At 52.5% G+C, this 15,443-nt stretch carries 18 protein-coding genes and 1 tRNA gene; 10 read left to right on the top strand and 9 right to left on the bottom strand.

The features are described from left to right. Positions 1–60 precede the first annotated feature (60 nt). Positions 61–591: a lipocalin family protein gene (locus tag RT120_RS10040; protein ID WP_312982263.1), complete on the top strand. Its 531-nt coding sequence runs from the start codon at positions 61–63 to the stop codon at positions 589–591. Here the strand turns inward: RT120_RS10040 and sugE are convergent. Then, on the bottom strand, positions 588–905 hold the full coding sequence (gene sugE / locus RT120_RS10035) for a quaternary ammonium compound efflux SMR transporter SugE (protein ID WP_183169828.1): 318 nt from the start codon (positions 903–905) through the stop codon (positions 588–590). The genes RT120_RS10040 and sugE overlap by 4 nt on opposite strands. 393 nt (positions 906–1,298) lie before the next feature. On the opposite strand from sugE, the gene RT120_RS10030 reads away from it, so the two are divergent. Further along, positions 1,299–1,766, top strand: a complete 468-nt coding sequence (locus RT120_RS10030; protein WP_312982262.1) for a LuxR C-terminal-related transcriptional regulator — start codon at positions 1,299–1,301, stop codon at positions 1,764–1,766. A 37-nt stretch (positions 1,767–1,803) separates the two neighbouring features. On the opposite strand, the gene ecnB is transcribed toward RT120_RS10030, so the two are convergent. The 3 genes from ecnB to efp all read right to left on the bottom strand — a co-directional run bounded on the left by ecnB (position 1,804) and on the right by efp (position 2,812). Next, entirely contained in the window at positions 1,804–1,950 is a 147-nt protein-coding gene (gene ecnB, locus RT120_RS10025) for a lipoprotein toxin entericidin B (RefSeq protein ID WP_002434063.1), read from the bottom strand. A 103-nt stretch (positions 1,951–2,053) separates the two neighbouring features. Continuing rightward, positions 2,054–2,176: an entericidin A/B family lipoprotein gene (locus RT120_RS10020; RefSeq protein ID WP_409515038.1), complete on the bottom strand. Its 123-nt coding sequence runs from the start codon at positions 2,174–2,176 to the stop codon at positions 2,054–2,056. Between the two features lie 69 nt (positions 2,177–2,245). Then, positions 2,246–2,812, bottom strand: coding sequence for an elongation factor P (efp, locus tag RT120_RS10015; RefSeq protein WP_312982260.1), 567 nt, complete (start codon positions 2,810–2,812; stop codon positions 2,246–2,248). Positions 2,813–2,853: 41 nt separating this feature from the next. On the opposite strand from efp, the gene epmB reads away from it, so the two are divergent. Then, positions 2,854–3,882, top strand: coding sequence for an EF-P beta-lysylation protein EpmB (epmB, locus tag RT120_RS10010; protein ID WP_312982259.1), 1,029 nt, complete (start codon positions 2,854–2,856; stop codon positions 3,880–3,882). Between the two features lie 131 nt (positions 3,883–4,013). Continuing rightward, positions 4,014–4,838, top strand: coding sequence for a YjeJ family protein (yjeJ, locus tag RT120_RS10005; protein ID WP_312982258.1), 825 nt, complete (start codon positions 4,014–4,016; stop codon positions 4,836–4,838). A 64-nt stretch (positions 4,839–4,902) separates the two neighbouring features. Here yjeJ and RT120_RS10000 read toward each other — a convergent pair whose 3' ends face one another. The 4 genes from RT120_RS10000 to RT120_RS09985 all read right to left on the bottom strand — a co-directional run bounded on the left by RT120_RS10000 (position 4,903) and on the right by RT120_RS09985 (position 8,008). Further along, positions 4,903–5,256 carry a DUF4156 domain-containing protein gene (locus RT120_RS10000; RefSeq protein WP_312982257.1) on the bottom strand — a complete coding sequence of 118 codons (354 nt, stop codon included), beginning with the start codon at positions 5,254–5,256 and terminating at the stop codon, positions 4,903–4,905. Positions 5,257–5,433: 177 nt separating this feature from the next. After that, a complete protein-coding gene (gene groL, locus RT120_RS09995; RefSeq protein ID WP_312982256.1) occupies positions 5,434–7,071 on the bottom strand; it encodes a chaperonin GroEL in 1,638 nt (545 codons plus the stop codon). 47 nt (positions 7,072–7,118) lie between these two features. Further along, the gene (locus tag RT120_RS09990) at positions 7,119–7,412 is read right to left on the bottom strand and encodes a co-chaperone GroES (RefSeq protein WP_125294674.1); all 294 of its coding nucleotides are present in this window, start codon (positions 7,410–7,412) and stop codon (positions 7,119–7,121) included. 137 nt (positions 7,413–7,549) lie between these two features. Next, positions 7,550–8,008 carry an FxsA family protein gene (locus RT120_RS09985; protein ID WP_312982255.1) on the bottom strand — a complete coding sequence of 153 codons (459 nt, stop codon included), beginning with the start codon at positions 8,006–8,008 and terminating at the stop codon, positions 7,550–7,552. 337 nt (positions 8,009–8,345) lie between these two features. Here RT120_RS09985 and aspA point away from each other — a divergent pair, with 337 nt between their 5' ends. The 6 genes from aspA to RT120_RS09955 all read left to right on the top strand — a co-directional run bounded on the left by aspA (position 8,346) and on the right by RT120_RS09955 (position 14,110). Next, positions 8,346–9,782, top strand: a complete 1,437-nt coding sequence (gene aspA / locus RT120_RS09980; RefSeq protein ID WP_312982252.1) for an aspartate ammonia-lyase — start codon at positions 8,346–8,348, stop codon at positions 9,780–9,782. Between the two features lie 116 nt (positions 9,783–9,898). After that, positions 9,899–11,200 (top strand): anaerobic C4-dicarboxylate transporter, encoded by a 1,302-nt coding sequence (locus RT120_RS09975; protein ID WP_312982251.1) that lies wholly within the window; start codon positions 9,899–9,901, stop codon positions 11,198–11,200. 109 nt (positions 11,201–11,309) lie between these two features. Beyond that, the gene (cutA, locus tag RT120_RS09970; RefSeq protein WP_312982249.1) at positions 11,310–11,633 is read left to right on the top strand and encodes a divalent cation tolerance protein CutA; all 324 of its coding nucleotides are present in this window, start codon (positions 11,310–11,312) and stop codon (positions 11,631–11,633) included. Beyond that, on the top strand, positions 11,609–13,294 hold the full coding sequence (locus RT120_RS09965; RefSeq protein ID WP_312982248.1) for a protein-disulfide reductase DsbD: 1,686 nt from the start codon (positions 11,609–11,611) through the stop codon (positions 13,292–13,294). The genes cutA and RT120_RS09965 overlap by 25 nt, the downstream gene beginning before the upstream one ends. Positions 13,295–13,343: 49 nt before the next feature. Beyond that, positions 13,344–13,919, top strand: coding sequence for a transcriptional regulator (locus RT120_RS09960; protein WP_312982247.1), 576 nt, complete (start codon positions 13,344–13,346; stop codon positions 13,917–13,919). 115 nt (positions 13,920–14,034) lie between these two features. Next, positions 14,035–14,110 (top strand) — tRNA-Phe (locus RT120_RS09955). A gap of 95 nt (positions 14,111–14,205) precedes the next feature. Here RT120_RS09955 and RT120_RS09950 read toward each other — a convergent pair. Then, positions 14,206–15,291, bottom strand: coding sequence for an acyltransferase (locus RT120_RS09950; RefSeq protein WP_312982244.1), 1,086 nt, complete (start codon positions 15,289–15,291; stop codon positions 14,206–14,208). Positions 15,292–15,443 lie beyond the last annotated feature (152 nt).

Here is a 15,443-nt window from a genome sequence, read left to right as displayed (position 1 = left end):
CACGGGCGCGTTTTCCGGGACGCAATCTACACTTAAAAAAAAACGTCTAAGGAAATCTCTATGCGCATCCTACCCATTATCACCACTGTCGCCGTCGCGTTTCTGGTTGTCGCCTGTAGCTCCCCGACTCCGCCGAAAGGCGTTACCGTAGTGGAAAACTTTGACGCTAAACGCTATCTGGGCAGATGGTATGAAATCGCCCGCTTCGACCACAGCTTTGAACGCGGTTTAGAGCAGGTCACCGCCACGTACAGCACTATGGATGACGGCGGAATTCAGGTTATTAACCGCGGGTTTAACCCCGATCGTGGGATGTGGCAGCAGAGTATAGGTAAAGCGTATTTCACCGGTTCGTCGAATCGCGCGGCGCTGAAAGTGTCGTTCTTTGGGCCCTTCTATGGCGGGTATAACGTGATTGCGCTGGATAAGGATTATCAACATGCGCTGGTTTGCGGGCCGGATCGCGACTATCTGTGGATACTGTCCCGTACGCCAACCATCAGCGACGAGGTGAAACAGCAGATGTTAAGCGCCGCGACCCGGCAGGGCTTCAAAGTTGAAAAACTGATTTGGGTCAGGCAGAAACCTTAATGGGTACTGAGTTTAAGGCCGATAATCCCCGCCACAATCAGCGCCAGGCTAAGGATACGCGCCGGGCTGGTGGATTCACCTAAGAGCACCATTCCGGTAATGGCGGCCCCGACAGCGCCAATGCCGGTCCATATCGCATAAGCCGTGCCGGTCGGCAGGGTTTTCATCGCCCATGACAGCAGCACAATACTGACGATCATCGCGGTGACGGTAATGATACTCGGGGTTAATCGGCTAAAACCGTGGGTGTACTTCAGGCCAACCGCCCATACCACTTCCAGTAGGCCAGCAATCAGTAGAATAATCCAGGACATAACGGTCTCCATAGTGCGGGGCCGTCCCCTGTTGAACAAACGCTAACGGGTCGTCCCGTCAGGTATCGATAAGAGTGGCATATCATCCTCATCCGCGCCGCCAAAATCAACTTCTTTACTTTACGTTACGTTATCTCCCTCATTTAACGCCAGAATTAGCGGAGTATCTCAGCGTAACTCGCGGGTTAATTTTTAGGATTATTCTTTATTATTAGCTGACGCGTCCAGGAGGCTAGTACATAGCCGCAGAGTATTCAGAAATCATGTATGCCTAAAATTTTAGTGATAGACCGTTGTTACTACAGCCGTACAGGTTTGGCCCAACTCATTAGCGAATCTGCGTTATCCACAGACGTTGTTCACACAGACGATCTGTTGCGGGCCAGGGAGTACATGAAATGGAAACCCGATATCGTTATTGCCGATTTCTACGGCTTCTTACACAACTTGCACCATATCGATCAGCTCTCATCCATTTTTGCCGCCAGCTCTGCCAAAACCCGATTTATTTTGCTGCCTGCCGCGCGATCGGCGCAGTTAGAGAACTATTGCGCCACCCAGGATATCTGGTTCAGCGCCGATAAGTCCTGTTCGCTGGAAGCGCTGGATGAAGCGCTGCAAAATGCCCTGACCCGCACGCATGCCAAAGTCGATGCCCGGCACATCGCCTCGCTGCTGACACTACGCGAAGAACAGATCCTGCAACTGTGGAAAAAAGGGGACAGTAACGAGAGTATTGCCGAATGCATGCAAATCACCGTGAAGACGGTCTACACCTACAAACGCAATATTCGAATGAAGCTGGGCGCGGATAATCGCTTTACGCTATTTCGCCGTGGGACAGAACTGGCAGAAATATAACGGCACGGCAGCAGATGCGCCGCGCCGTCTTGCAGTCTTACTGCTGTGCTTTGGTTGCTGCGCCAGAAATGGCGCTACCGCCATCCTGAATATCTTCACCAACGCCGCGGGTGGTGTTACAGGCAGTCAGCAGTGATGAAAGGACCACTAATGAAAAGAACGCAGCAATTGTTTTCTTGATCATAACCTTATCCTTTAATAGCCAATGTTTTTGTGTATAGCTACTTAAGCATAGCCAAAAACTTGGGAAGTAAAGGTTAAGTAAAGATTTTTAGGAGAATTAGAGATTACTTCGCCGCACGCTCAATAGCGCCGCCAAGATGCTGAATGTCTTCGCCGAATCCACGCGCCGTATTACAGCCGCTCAACAACAGCGAGAGAAGAAAGGTTACAAGCAGAGGTTTAAAAATACGGTTCACGTTCGATAGCTTCCTGCAAACGGCGGCGTGGAGAACCACGCCGCGAACCAGACGTAAAATTTATTTCACGCGGGATACGTATTCGCCAGAGCGGGTATCCACTTTGATCACTTCACCAATCTGCACGAACAACGGCACTTTAACAACCGCGCCGGTGCTCAGCGTTGCAGGCTTGCCGCCGGTACCTGCGGTATCGCCTTTCAGGCCTGGATCGGTATCAACGATTTCCAGCTCAACGAAGTTCGGCGGCTGTACAGCAATCGGACGACCGTTCCACAGCGTCACAATGCATTCAGCCTGATCCAGCAACCATTTCGCGTTATCGCCGATGGCCTTCTCATCCGCCGCTAACTGCTCGAAGGTTTCGTTATTCATGAAATGATAGAACTCACCGTCGTTGTACAGGTAAGTCAGGTTCATATCGACTACGTCTGCGCCTTCAGCAGAGTCAGTAGATTTAAAGGTTTTTTCTACGCGGGAGCCGGTCAGCAGACGGCGCAGCTTAACGCGCGCAAAAGCCTGACCTTTACCCGGTTTAACGAATTCGCTGGATTCTACGGCGTAGGGTTCGCCGTCCATCATGATTTTAAGACCGGCACGAAAATCGTTGCTAGAATAAGTCGCCATAAGGCCCTCTGAATATGTTAACTGGTAGCTTAGCCAAAAAAATGGCAGACATTGTAACCCTAAACCCCCCTTCCAGAGAAGATTGGTTAGCGCAACTCGCCGATGTTATAACCGATCCTGACGAGCTTCTGCATGTTTTAAATATAGAAGCGGATAAAGATCTCCTCGCAGGGCGTGAAGCAAGACGGCTTTTTGCTCTGCGCGTGCCGCGTGCTTTCGTGGCGCGCATGGAAAAAGGCAACCCCAACGACCCCTTGTTGCGGCAGGTTTTAACCTCGCGCGAAGAGTTCATCATGGCGCCGGGGTTTTCCACCGATCCCCTTGAAGAACAACACAGCGTGGTGCCAGGCCTGCTACACAAGTACCACAATCGCGCGCTGCTGCTGGTGAAAGGCGGCTGCGCGGTTAACTGCCGCTACTGCTTCCGTCGCCATTTTCCTTACGCCGATAACCAGGGGAACAAACGCAACTGGCAGGCCGCGCTGGATTACATCGCCGCGCATCCTGAGCTGGATGAAATTATTTTTTCCGGCGGCGATCCGCTGATGGCAAAAGATCATGAACTCGACTGGCTTATCACCCAGCTTGAAGGCATTGCCCATATCAAACGGCTGCGTATTCATAGCCGCCTGCCGATTGTGATCCCGGCACGCATCACCGACGCGCTAACGGCGCGCTTTGACCAATCCCATCTGCAAATACTCCTGGTGAACCACATCAATCATGCCAATGAGATTGATGAGGCGTTTCGCGCAGCGATGGCGCAACTGCGCCGGGCAGGCGTGACGTTGCTCAACCAGAGCGTGCTGTTGCGTGGGGTGAATGACGATGCGCATACGCTGGCAGCGCTCAGTAACGCGCTGTTTGATGCAGGCGTGATGCCCTATTACCTTCACGTGCTGGACCATGTACAGGGCGCGGCGCATTTTCTGGTCAGCGATGACGACGCCCGCAACATCATGCGCGAACTGCTGACGCTGGTCTCGGGTTATATGGTGCCGAAACTGGCGCGCGAGATCGGCGGTGAACCCAGTAAAACACCGCTGGATTTACAGTTACGACAGCGTTAATACCCGGTGCGGAAATAAGTCTGGAAACGGATTATTTCCGCGCACAGGGATGTGCTAGCTTCTCAAAACTATTAATCAAATTTCTCCCGGTGCTGTAGCCATAGCCCGGGGTAATTATTTTGAGAGTCACTATGCCAGCCATCATAAAAGGAATTAATTCAGGCGTTATTTGCCAGAATAAACAGTTTGTCTCTCTGGCGTTAAAAATACGCCGCACCGACGAGACGGAAAACCTTTTTTTATTTTCACTCCCGCAATTAAAAGATTTATTGCATGTACTTGAGAGCCGGGCCGAGTCTTTTGAGCAACCGCAGGAAAGCAGTCAACCTGAGATGCTGCGCTATGCGCCCGCTCTACATCAAGAAGAGCTGAAAGCGGCGAACGAGGCCTCGCGCGTTACGGCAATCAGTGCGGTGGTTAACGCATCCGGCGTTGAACTGGAAATCGTTTCCCGGACGGCTGAGAAAGTCTCTCTGGTTATTAATGATAATCAGGTCGATGTGATTATCCGGGCAATTATCTTCGCAATTAACAACGCAGGCTTTAAAGATATTTTATTAACCGTCTCTTCAATGCTCGACTTTATTGCTTTGTATGATATGGATTTATTAAAAGACGGCAAGATGGAATATGACAGCTATAATCCACACCCCTGGAAATTACCCCTCTTTAATCGATATTTACTGGTGGTTTATAAATATCAGCAGGATACCGAACATGACGGTTACTGCGGCGCGGTAATTAAAACCAATGTGATGTCTGGCTCGCAGGAAGTACAGGGCATTGCTCAACGCGCGATGAAGTTTAGCCGCCGGTTAAGAAAGATCGCCAATCGTCCCTGCAAGATATTTTGTAGTGAAATAACACCGTCAGGCAGTGAGCTGACAAAACAGGAGTGCCTGGATTCACTGCATCGTCTGTGTGTCGCCGCGCTTCGCGACCCGGCAAAACACTAGCGTTTCCGGCATACAAAAGGGAACGCATTCCCTTTTGTATCGCATCAGGTCCGGGCTAATTTGATCAGTTCGGGCACTTATAGACCTGGCCGACCATTTTACTGGCGGTAGGAACAAAGCTGGAAAGCAGGTTCTGGCCAGGGCTGGATACCCCATACAGCACGTTGCCACCCATCGCAGCCGCATTATTACGTAATTCATTAGCCGCGCCGCGCATAGAACCGCCCTCTTCGCCATGCTGGCCAGACAGCCAGTTGCTTTGCTCGCCCGTGGCAGCACCCAGCAACTGGCACTCCGCACCGGGTTTATCTTCTACAAAACGAACGTTTTGACCACCGCTCGATAACTGATTACCCGTGCTGCATCCTGCAAGCAGCAGCGCCGCCGCAACCATTCCCGCTGAGACTGTAATGCGCATGTTATTCCTCGTTATTGGTAGACTGGGACAACTCTTATCCGTAAGACCTTATACTAAAAACATGAACAAAAGAAAAACCCCCAGCCATTTCTGACCGGGGGTTTCACATTTTAAGCGTAATTGCTATTTAATCGACGCCTTCACGCCGCATCCACAGCGTGAAGTATGAAGATTAAATTACATCATACCGCCCATACCGCCCATACCACCAGCAGCACCTAAGTCAGGCGCGTCGCTTTTCGGCAGGTCGGTAACCATGCACTCGGTAGTGATCATCAGGCCAGCAACAGAGGCTGCGTACTGCAGAGCGGAACGGGTTACTTTGGTTGGATCCAGGATACCCATTTCGATCATGTTGCCGTACTCTTCGGTGGCCGCGTTGTAACCGTAGTTACCGTCGCCCGCTTTCACGGTGTTAGCCACAACTGACGGCTCTTCGCCGCAGTTCAGCACGATCTGACGCAGCGGGGATTCCATTGCGCGCAGCGCAACTTTGATACCCACGTTCTGGTCTTCGTTCGCGCCACGCAGTTCGCCCAGTTTGGACGCCACGCGGATCAGCGCAACGCCGCCGCCAGCAACCACGCCTTCTTCAACCGCAGCACGGGTGGCGTGCAGGGCATCTTCAACGCGTGCTTTTTTCTCTTTCATTTCAACTTCGGTGGCTGCGCCGACTTTGATTACCGCAACGCCGCCAGCCAGTTTGGCTACGCGCTCTTGCAGTTTTTCACGGTCGTAGTCAGACGTTGCTTCTTCGATCTGCTGACGAATCTGAGTCACACGGCCCTGGATTGCAGATTCTTCACCCACGCCATCAATGATGGTGGTGGTGTCTTTGTTGATCACGATACGTTTAGCCTGGCCCAGGTCTTCCAGGGTGGCTTTTTCCAGTTCCATACCGATCTCTTCAGAGATAACAGTACCGCCAGTCAGGATAGCGATATCCTGCAGCATCGCTTTACGACGGTCGCCGAAGCCCGGTGCTTTCACCGCAGCTACTTTCACAATGCCGCGCATGGTGTTCACCACCAGGGTCGCCAGCGCTTCGCCTTCCACATCTTCAGCGATGATCAGCAGCGGTTTGCCTGCTTTAGCAACGGCTTCCAGAACCGGCAGCATTTCGCGGATGTTGGAGATTTTCTTGTCAGCCAACAGGATGAACGGGCTTTCCAGTTCGATAGAACCGGTTTCCGGCTTGTTGATGAAGTACGGAGACAGGTAGCCACGGTCGAACTGCATACCTTCTACCACGTCCAGCTCGTCCTGCAGACCGGTGCCTTCTTCAACGGTGATAACGCCTTCTTTACCCACTTTCTCCATCGCCTGGGCAATCAGGGTGCCCACGGTTTCGTCGGAGTTAGCGGAGATAGTACCCACCTGCGCGATAGCTTTAGAGTCAGAGCACGGTACGGACAGCGCTTTCAGCTCTTCAACCGCAGCCAGAACGGCTTTGTCGATACCACGCTTCAGGTCCATCGGGTTCATGCCCGCAGCCACCGCTTTCAAGCCTTCAGTGATGATGGACTGCGCCAGTACGGTTGCGGTGGTGGTGCCGTCGCCCGCAGCGTCGTTCGCTTTAGAGGCCACTTCTTTCACCATCTGCGCGCCCATGTTTTCGAACTTGTCTTCCAGCTCGATTTCACGCGCAACGGACACGCCGTCTTTGGTGATGGTCGGTGCACCGAAAGATTTATCCAGAACCACGTTACGGCCTTTCGGGCCCAGGGTCACTTTCACTGCATCTGCCAGTACGTTTACGCCACGCAGCATTTTTACACGGGCGTCGTTACCGAATTTTACGTCTTTAGCTGCCATTGTTTCTTTCCCTTAAATTCGTTCGTTCAGTGAGTTAACGCGTGTAATTACGCTTCAACAATTGCCAGAATGTCGCTTTCAGACATGATCAACACTTCTTCATTGTCGATCTTCTCTGCTTTCACGCCGTAGCCATCGTTGAAAATCACGATGTCGCCAACTTTCACATCCAGCGGCTTCACTTCGCCATTTTCCAGGATGCGACCATTGCCTACAGCCAGTACTTCGCCACGGGTAGATTTGCCCGCTGCGGAGCCGGTCAGAACGATGCCGCCAGCAGATTTGGTTTCAACTTCTTTGCGCTTGACGATCACACGATCATGCAATGGACGAATATTCATTGAGAGCTCTCCTTTGAGAAAGTCCGTATTAGTTTTCGGGTAACGCCGTAACCCACTGGGTTTCCGGCTGGTGCCCTGAGAGATGGGGTTAGGTTTTCCCCCCTTCAAGGGGGGAAGAAGAAAAAAATTTAACTTTTTTAGCGATCGTCGCGATCGCGGTCTTCGAGGCGGTTCGAGGTATCGTCTTTACGCTGGTACTCGCCGTCGAAAGTCTGACCGCTGTTGCCGCCAGACATTTTGCTAAAGCGCAAATGCGGCATCAGCTTGAGGGTAAGATGCTTTTGTACCGGCGGGAGCAGCAGCAACAGGCCGAGGAAGTCGGTAAAGAAGCCGGGCAGCAGCAACAGGAAACCGGCGATGACCAGCGAGACGCTTTTGATCATTTCTACCGCCGGGCTCTCGCCCGCCGCCATTTTCTGCTGCATCAGCATGAAATTTTTGAATCCCTGGTTACGCACCAGCGACATCCCGATAACCGAGGTGAAAATCACCAGTACCAGTGTCATAAAGATGCCAAAGACATGGGCAACCTGGATGAAAATCGAAATCTCAATATAGACGTAGAGAAAAAAAGCAATAAAAGGTAACCAACGCACAGTGTTCTCCTGTGAATAAAACAGGCGCTGACGCGCCTGTAGGAATAAGTTTGCTCACGCATCATCAGGAAATGGCGACGCCATAGCCAGTTTTCAATCGGATTGCCGAGACATTTTTTTTAGAAATTGTTAAGCGGTGACCTATTTCACAGATTAATAAATGTAATGCAACAACGCCCATAATAAGTGATCCAGATTACGGCTTTTCGCGGATAACAGCATATGATCATGGGTATCAGACCGAATAAGGAGATATTTGTCGGTCGTTAATCCTCCATAACCACATATATTCTGTGAGTTTGGTAAAACATTCGTCAGCTTGAGAAAGAAGGTTCACATGTTAAACAACATTCGTATCGAAGAAGACTTGTTGGGTACCAGGGAAGTTCCAGCGGAGGCCTACTACGGCGTACACACTCTGAGAGCGATTGAAAACTTTTACATCAGCAACAGCAAAATCAGCGACATACCGGAATTCGTTCGCGGAATGGTGATGGTGAAGAAGGCGGCTGCAATGGCCAACAAAGAGTTGCAAACCATTCCTAAAAGTATTGCGAACACCATCATCGCTGCCTGTGATGAAGTGCTGAACAACGGGAAATGCATGGATCAATTCCCGGTAGACGTTTACCAGGGCGGCGCAGGCACCTCTGTAAACATGAATACCAACGAAGTGCTGGCGAACATCGGCCTGGAACTGATGGGACATCAGAAAGGCGAGTATCAATACCTTAATCCGAACGACCACGTTAACAAATGCCAGTCCACTAACGACGCCTACCCGACCGGCTTCCGCATCGCGGTTTACGCCTCCATCGTTAAATTAGTGGACGCGATCAACCAGTTGGGCGATGGATTCCAGCGCAAAGCCGTTGAGTTCGAAACCATCCTGAAAATGGGCCGCACCCAGTTGCAGGACGCGGTGCCGATGACCCTCGGCCAGGAATTCCATGCGTTTAACGTACTGCTGAACGAAGAAACCAAAAACCTGCTGCGTACCTCAGAACTGCTGTTGGAAGTGAACCTCGGCGCAACCGCCATCGGTACTCGCCTGAATACCCCGGACGGCTACCAGCATCTGGCGGTACAGAAACTGGCTGAAGTGTCTAACCTGCCGGTGGTTCCTGCAGAAGACCTGATTGAAGCCACTTCCGACTGCGGCGCCTACGTAATGGTACACAGCGCCCTGAAACGTCTGGCGGTCAAACTCTCTAAAATCTGTAATGACCTGCGTCTGCTGTCTTCTGGTCCACGCGCGGGCCTGAATGAAATCAACCTACCGGAACTGCAAGCCGGTTCTTCCATCATGCCAGCGAAAGTGAACCCGGTTGTGCCGGAAGTGGTTAACCAGGTGTGCTTCAAAGTGATTGGTAACGACACCTGCGTAACGATGGCGTCTGAAGCCGGTCAGTTGCAGCTAAACGTGATGGAGCCGGTAATTGGCGAAGCCATGTTTGAGTCAATTCACATTCTGACTAACGCCTGCTACAACCTGCTGGAAAAATGCGTTAACGGTATCACCGCAAACAAAGAAGTCTGTGAAAGCTACGTTTATAACTCCATCGGTATCGTCACCTACCTGAACCCGTTTATCGGCCACCACAACGGCGATATTGTCGGGAAAATCTGTGCCGAAACCGGTAAGAGTGTGCGCGAAGTCGTCCTTGAACGTGGTCTGCTCACTGAAGCAGAGCTTGACGATATTTTTTCCGTGAATAATCTGATGCACCCGGCTTATAAGGCAAAACGTTACACCGATGAAAGCGAACAGTAAGAGTTCTTCGTAATACTGCAAAAGGCACGTCACTTGTGACGTGCCTTTTTCGTTTCTGGCGGATACCAAAATACAACAACTTATTATCAACTCGTTAAAATACAAGGAAGCGCATTATGTTTGGTGCTGAACTCGTCATAGTCCTTTTGGCGATCTACCTCGGTGCCCGGCTCGGCGGCATAGGCATTGGCTTTGCTGGCGGTCTGGGCGTTCTGGTATTGACCCTGATGTTTCAAATTAAACCCGGGGCAATCCCGTTTGACGTTATCGAGATCATCATGGCGGTTATCGCCGCTATCGCTGCAATGCAGGTTGCCGGCGGGATGGATTACCTCGTGAGTCTTGCGGAAAAACTGCTTCGCCGTCATCCAAAATACATTACCTTCCTTGCACCGCTGGTCACCTGGTTTATGACCATCCTGGCAGGGACCGGCCATACCGCGTTCTCCACCATGCCGGTCATCACCGAAGTGGCGAAAGAACAGGGCATCCGGCCTTCCCGTCCGCTGTCTATCGCCGTTGTCGCTTCGCAAATTGCGATCACCGCGTCGCCGATTTCTGCAGCGGTAGTGTTCTTCGCCGGTATCCTTGAGCCGCTGGGCGTGAGCTATCTGACGCTGCTGGGCATTTGTATTCCGGTGACGCTGGTAGCCGTAATGCTGACCGCCGTACTGTGTAACTTCCTGGGTGCCGAGTTGAAAGACGATCCGGTTTACCAGGAGCGTTTAGCCCGTGGCGAAGTCAGCCTGCGCGGCACGCAGGCGTTTGTTATCAAACCGCACGCCAAACGCGCTGTGATGCTGTTCCTGATCGGGATTGTGGCCGTTATGCTGTATGCCACCGCCATTAGCCCGACCGTGGGCCTGATCGCGAATCCGGTGCTGCCGCGTAACGAAGCGATCGTAGTATTCATGCTTACCGTGGCAACGCTGATCTGCCTGACCTGCAAAATCAACACTGGCGACATCCTTAACGCAGGGACGTTCAAATCCGGTATGAGCGCCTGTATTTGCGTGTTGGGCGTGGCGTGGCTGGGCGATACCTTCGTTAAACACCACATTGAAGACATCCAGGCTGTGGCGGGCGACCTGCTGAACAGCTACCCGTGGCTGCTGGCGGTGGTGCTGTTCTTCGCGGCTACCCTGCTGTACTCCCAGGCGGCGACCACCAAAGCCCTGATGCCGGCTGCGCTGATGCTGGGCGTTAGTCCGCTCACCGCTGTTGCCTCTTTCGCTGCGGTTTCCGCGCTGTTCGTGCTGCCGACTTACCCGACGCTGCTGGCGGCAGTCGAAATGGACGACACCGGCTCAACCCGTATCGGTAAATACGTGTTTAACCACGCCTTCCTGATCCCGGGCGTTGTCGCCATCGCGCTGTGCGTCATCCTCGGCTTTATCGTGGGCGGTATGGTGCTGTAGTCACAACCCTTGTCATCAAAAGTAAATACGGGCCGCATTGCGGCCCGTTTCATTATCCCTGCCCCTTGCCCGTGATATAGTGCCTGCTTTCACTGAGACGAGGATGATTATGACCACGCCCACCGCTGTCGTAGTACTCTGCACCGCCCCGGATGAAGCCACCGCACAAGAACTGGCGACAAAAGTTCTGAGCGAAAAACTCGCCGCCTGCGTCACGCTACTGCCTGGCGCCTCGTCGCTCTATTACTGGGAAGGGAAGCTCGAGCAGGAGTATGAAGTGCAAATGCTGCTGAAAAGCGATACCCAGCGTCAGGACGCGTTGCTGGCGTGTCTGAAGTCCCATCATCCTTACCAGACACCTGAATTACTGGTTTTGCCAGTGCTCCACGGAGATAGTGATTACCTGTCATGGCTCAACGCATCCTTACGCTAATTCTGCTGTTTTGCAGCACCCAGGTTTACGCCGGATTATTCGATTCCCAGAAAAGCCAGTTTGTCCCGGTGGACAGCGCCTTCGCATTTGACTTCCAGCAACAGGGCAACAGCCTGGGGCTGAACTGGCAAATTAAATCCGGCTACTATCTTTACCGCCAGCAAATCAGCGTGACGCCTGCCCAGGCCACGGTCGGCGCGTTGGATCTTCCCGCCGGTGAGTGGCATGAAGATGAGTTTTACGGCAAAACTGAAATTTATAAACAACAGCTATCCGTCACGCTGCCGATTACCGAGGCGGCACAGGGTGCGACCCTGCGCGTGACTTACCAGGGCTGTGCCGAAGCGGGCTTCTGTTATCCGCCGGAAACCAAAGTGGTGCCGCTTAATGCGGTCGCGCCAGGTGAATTTGCCCCCGCGCCGGTTACCACGCCGCAAGAGAAACCGTCGCAACTCCCCTTCTCTGCACTTTGGGCGTTGTTAATTGGCATCGGCATCGCGTTTACACCCTGCGTTCTGCCGATGTACCCGTTGATCTCCGGCATCGTTTTAGGGGGCAAACAGCGCCTGTCGACGACGCGCGCGCTGTGGCTGTCATTTGTCTATGTTCAGGGGATGGCGCTCACCTATACGGCACTGGGCCTGATAGTGGCGGCCGCCGGGTTGCAGTTCCAGGCCGCGCTTCAGCATCCCTATATTTTGATTGGTCTGTCGGTGGCGTTTATCGCCCTGGCGCTGTCGATGTTTGGCCTTTACACGCTGCAACTGCCCTCTTCGCTGCAAACGCGCCTGACGCTTATCAGCAACCGTCAACAGGGCGGTTCGCTGGCGGGCGTGTTCAGTATGGGCGCGATTGCCGGGCTGATTTGCTCGCCGTGCACGACGGCACCGCTGAGCGCCATCCTGCTGTATATCGCCCAGAGCGGCAATCTCTGGCTGGGGGGCGGGACGTTATATCTCTACGCGCTGGGCATGGGGCTGCCGCTGATCATGGTGACCGTGTTCGGCAACCGGCTGCTGCCGAAAAGCGGCCCGTGGATGCAGCAGGTTAAAATCGCGTTTGGTTTTGTGATCCTGGCCCTCCCGGTGTTCCTGCTGGAACGCGTGATTGGCGAGGCCTGGGGATTACGCCTGTGGAGCCTGCTGGGCATCGCGTTCTTCGGCTGGGCGTTTATCACCTCGCTTAACAGCCAAAAAGGCTGGATGCGCGTGGTGCAAATCGTTCTGCTGGGCGCTGCGCTGGTTGCCGCCCGTCCGTTGCAGGACTGGGCGTTCAATACGCCAGTACAGACGGCTCAGGCCCATCTCAACTTTACACGTATTACCGATATTGATTCCCTGAACAGCGCACTGGCGCAGGCAAAAGGGAAACCGGTAATGCTGGATCTGTACGCCGACTGGTGCGTAGCGTGCAAAGAGTTTGAAAAATACACCTTCAGCCATCCTGATGTGCATCGCGCGCTGGAAAACACCGTGCTGCTACAGGCGGACGTTACCCGCAACAGCCCTCAGGATGTGGCCTTGTTAAAACATCTCCAGGTGCTGGGTTTACCGACCATTTTGTTCTTTGACGCTAACGGTCAGGAACAACCGCAGCAGCGCGTCACCGGCTTTATGAACGCCGCTGATTTTACCGCGCATTTGCACAATCTGGTCCGGTAAACAACACTTGGGGTGGAAATAACCGTTGGGACGAACGGAGGAGTGAACCGTGCAACGCGAACAAGTACTTGAGCATGCCCTGCATGTATTAGAAGAAAAGGGGCTTGCCAACACCACGCTGGAGATGGTGGCCGCCAGAGCGAATTATCCCGCTGAGGAGATCGTACGCTTCTGGCCCGACCGGGAGGCGCTGTTTTATGATGCGTTGCGTCACCTGAATGAGCAGGTTGAAGCCTGGCGCAGGCAACTGCTTCATAATGACGAGCTCAGCATTGAGCAGAAGCTGCTGTACCGCTATCAGGCGCTGACCGAGTGCGTCAGCCAGAACCGCTATCCGGGTTGTCTGTTTATCGCTGCCTGCACTTTTTATCCTGATGCTTCGCACCCGATCCACCAGATTGCCGACCGCCAGAAAAAAGCGGCGCTGGATTACACGCATGCGCTGCTTACGCAACTGGAAGTGGACGACCCAACGATGGTCGCAAAGCAGATGGAGCTGATCCTGGAAGGCTGCCTGAGCCGCCTGCTGGTAAAACGCAGCCAGGCTGATGTGGATACCGCTCGCCATCTGGCGGAAGATATTCTGCGTTTCGCCCAGTGCCGTCTCGGCGGTGCCCTGACGTGAAAACGTCCGCTTTTGCGGATTTTGCATGAAAAGCAGGCAATCAACACAGATTTACCGATTTTTTATGACAAAGCCGTTGACGCCATGCGGCCTTTACGGTTTAATTCGCCCCGTTGCCCGGATAGCTCAGTCGGTAGAGCAGGGGATTGAAAATCCCCGTGTCCTTGGTTCGATTCCGAGTCCGGGCACCACTATTCAAAGAACCCGCCCACAAGGCGGGTTTTTGCTTTTCTACATCCTGACAATTTTTTCAAGCGGCAGCCCGAAAAGAGCCGCCGCGCGACAATCAATTCTCTGCCGCTATCACCCGCTTCCCTGCCCCTTTACGCTTTGCATAAAATGGCTGTTCAATGTATCGCCAGGACAGCCAGGCGAGAATCAGTGACAACACCGCAGACAGCGCAAAACGCGTCACGCCGGATTCAATCCCTATGCTTTCAAATCGCTTGCCAATACCGGTATTCATCAACGTATGGATAAGATAAAGCGAAAAGGAGATATTCCCCAACACCACAAGGCTGCGAGGCACATATTTGCCAATGGCTTTTTCAGCGCCAATAACGCTTATCAGCATAAATACATACACCAGCCCTGAACTCATTACGCCATGCCCGGTTAGCCGATTATTGCTAAACATCACCACCGCGAGGATGACGCTGCCAATAAAAATTGCAGTCATGAGCCTGGCAGGTGCTTTTTTTAGCAAGGGATACAGCAGCCCGAATAACATGCCTTCCAGAAACAGAAAAATCATAGGGTTAGTGATCAACCCCAGTAAGGGCGACGCGTACGGGTAACCTTGTGGAGAAAGCGTAAAAGCATACCCGCTCATCACCGGCAATAAAAACAACGTCAGCAGGAAATAAGACACAATGCCAACCCAGCGCCCCGGCATGATAATCGATAGCCCAGCAATCAAATAAAAATAAATTTCATAATTTAACGTCCAGCGAATGCCATACATTCCCCCGTCATCGACATAAAATGGCGCGTGGTCGGGATAAATTGGCTGAAATAATAGAGAGCTAATTAAATTGGCTAATTTATCAGGATAATGAAAGATACTCATTGCCCCGGATAATAAGAAGGTGATCAGCAAAATAATATAATACGCCGGAAATATCCGTAATAGCCTGCGCTTTAAAAACTGGACAGCGCCCGGTATGCCAGTGGGAGTACGCTGCATTGTCAGCGTGATCACAAAGCCGCTAAGCAGGAAAAACAGATCGACTCCGGTCGCGCCCCAGCCGAAGAGACGATCGCCGACGCCAGGATAAACGTCGTTAAGATTCCAGCGAAAATGAAAAAGCATAACGCTCAGTGCCGCCAGGCCACGAAGTGCCTGTAGACCTCTCAGTTCAGATGCGTTCATAAATTTAACTTAGGTTAATTAATGACTTAGAAGAGAATAATTGTGAGCGCTGCTTATATCAGTTGGCAGGATTAAAGCAACTGCAATAAATGATAGGCGGTGATTTGGAAATGAAAAAAGCGTCGGATGATGGCTCAACCGACGCTCAGAAA

The organism is Atlantibacter sp. (genome assembly GCF_032062175.1).
GTDB lineage: Bacteria > Pseudomonadota > Gammaproteobacteria > Enterobacterales > Enterobacteriaceae > Atlantibacter.
The sequence above is the reverse complement of the archived record's forward strand: the minus strand, read 5'-3'. Positions and strand labels throughout refer to the sequence as shown.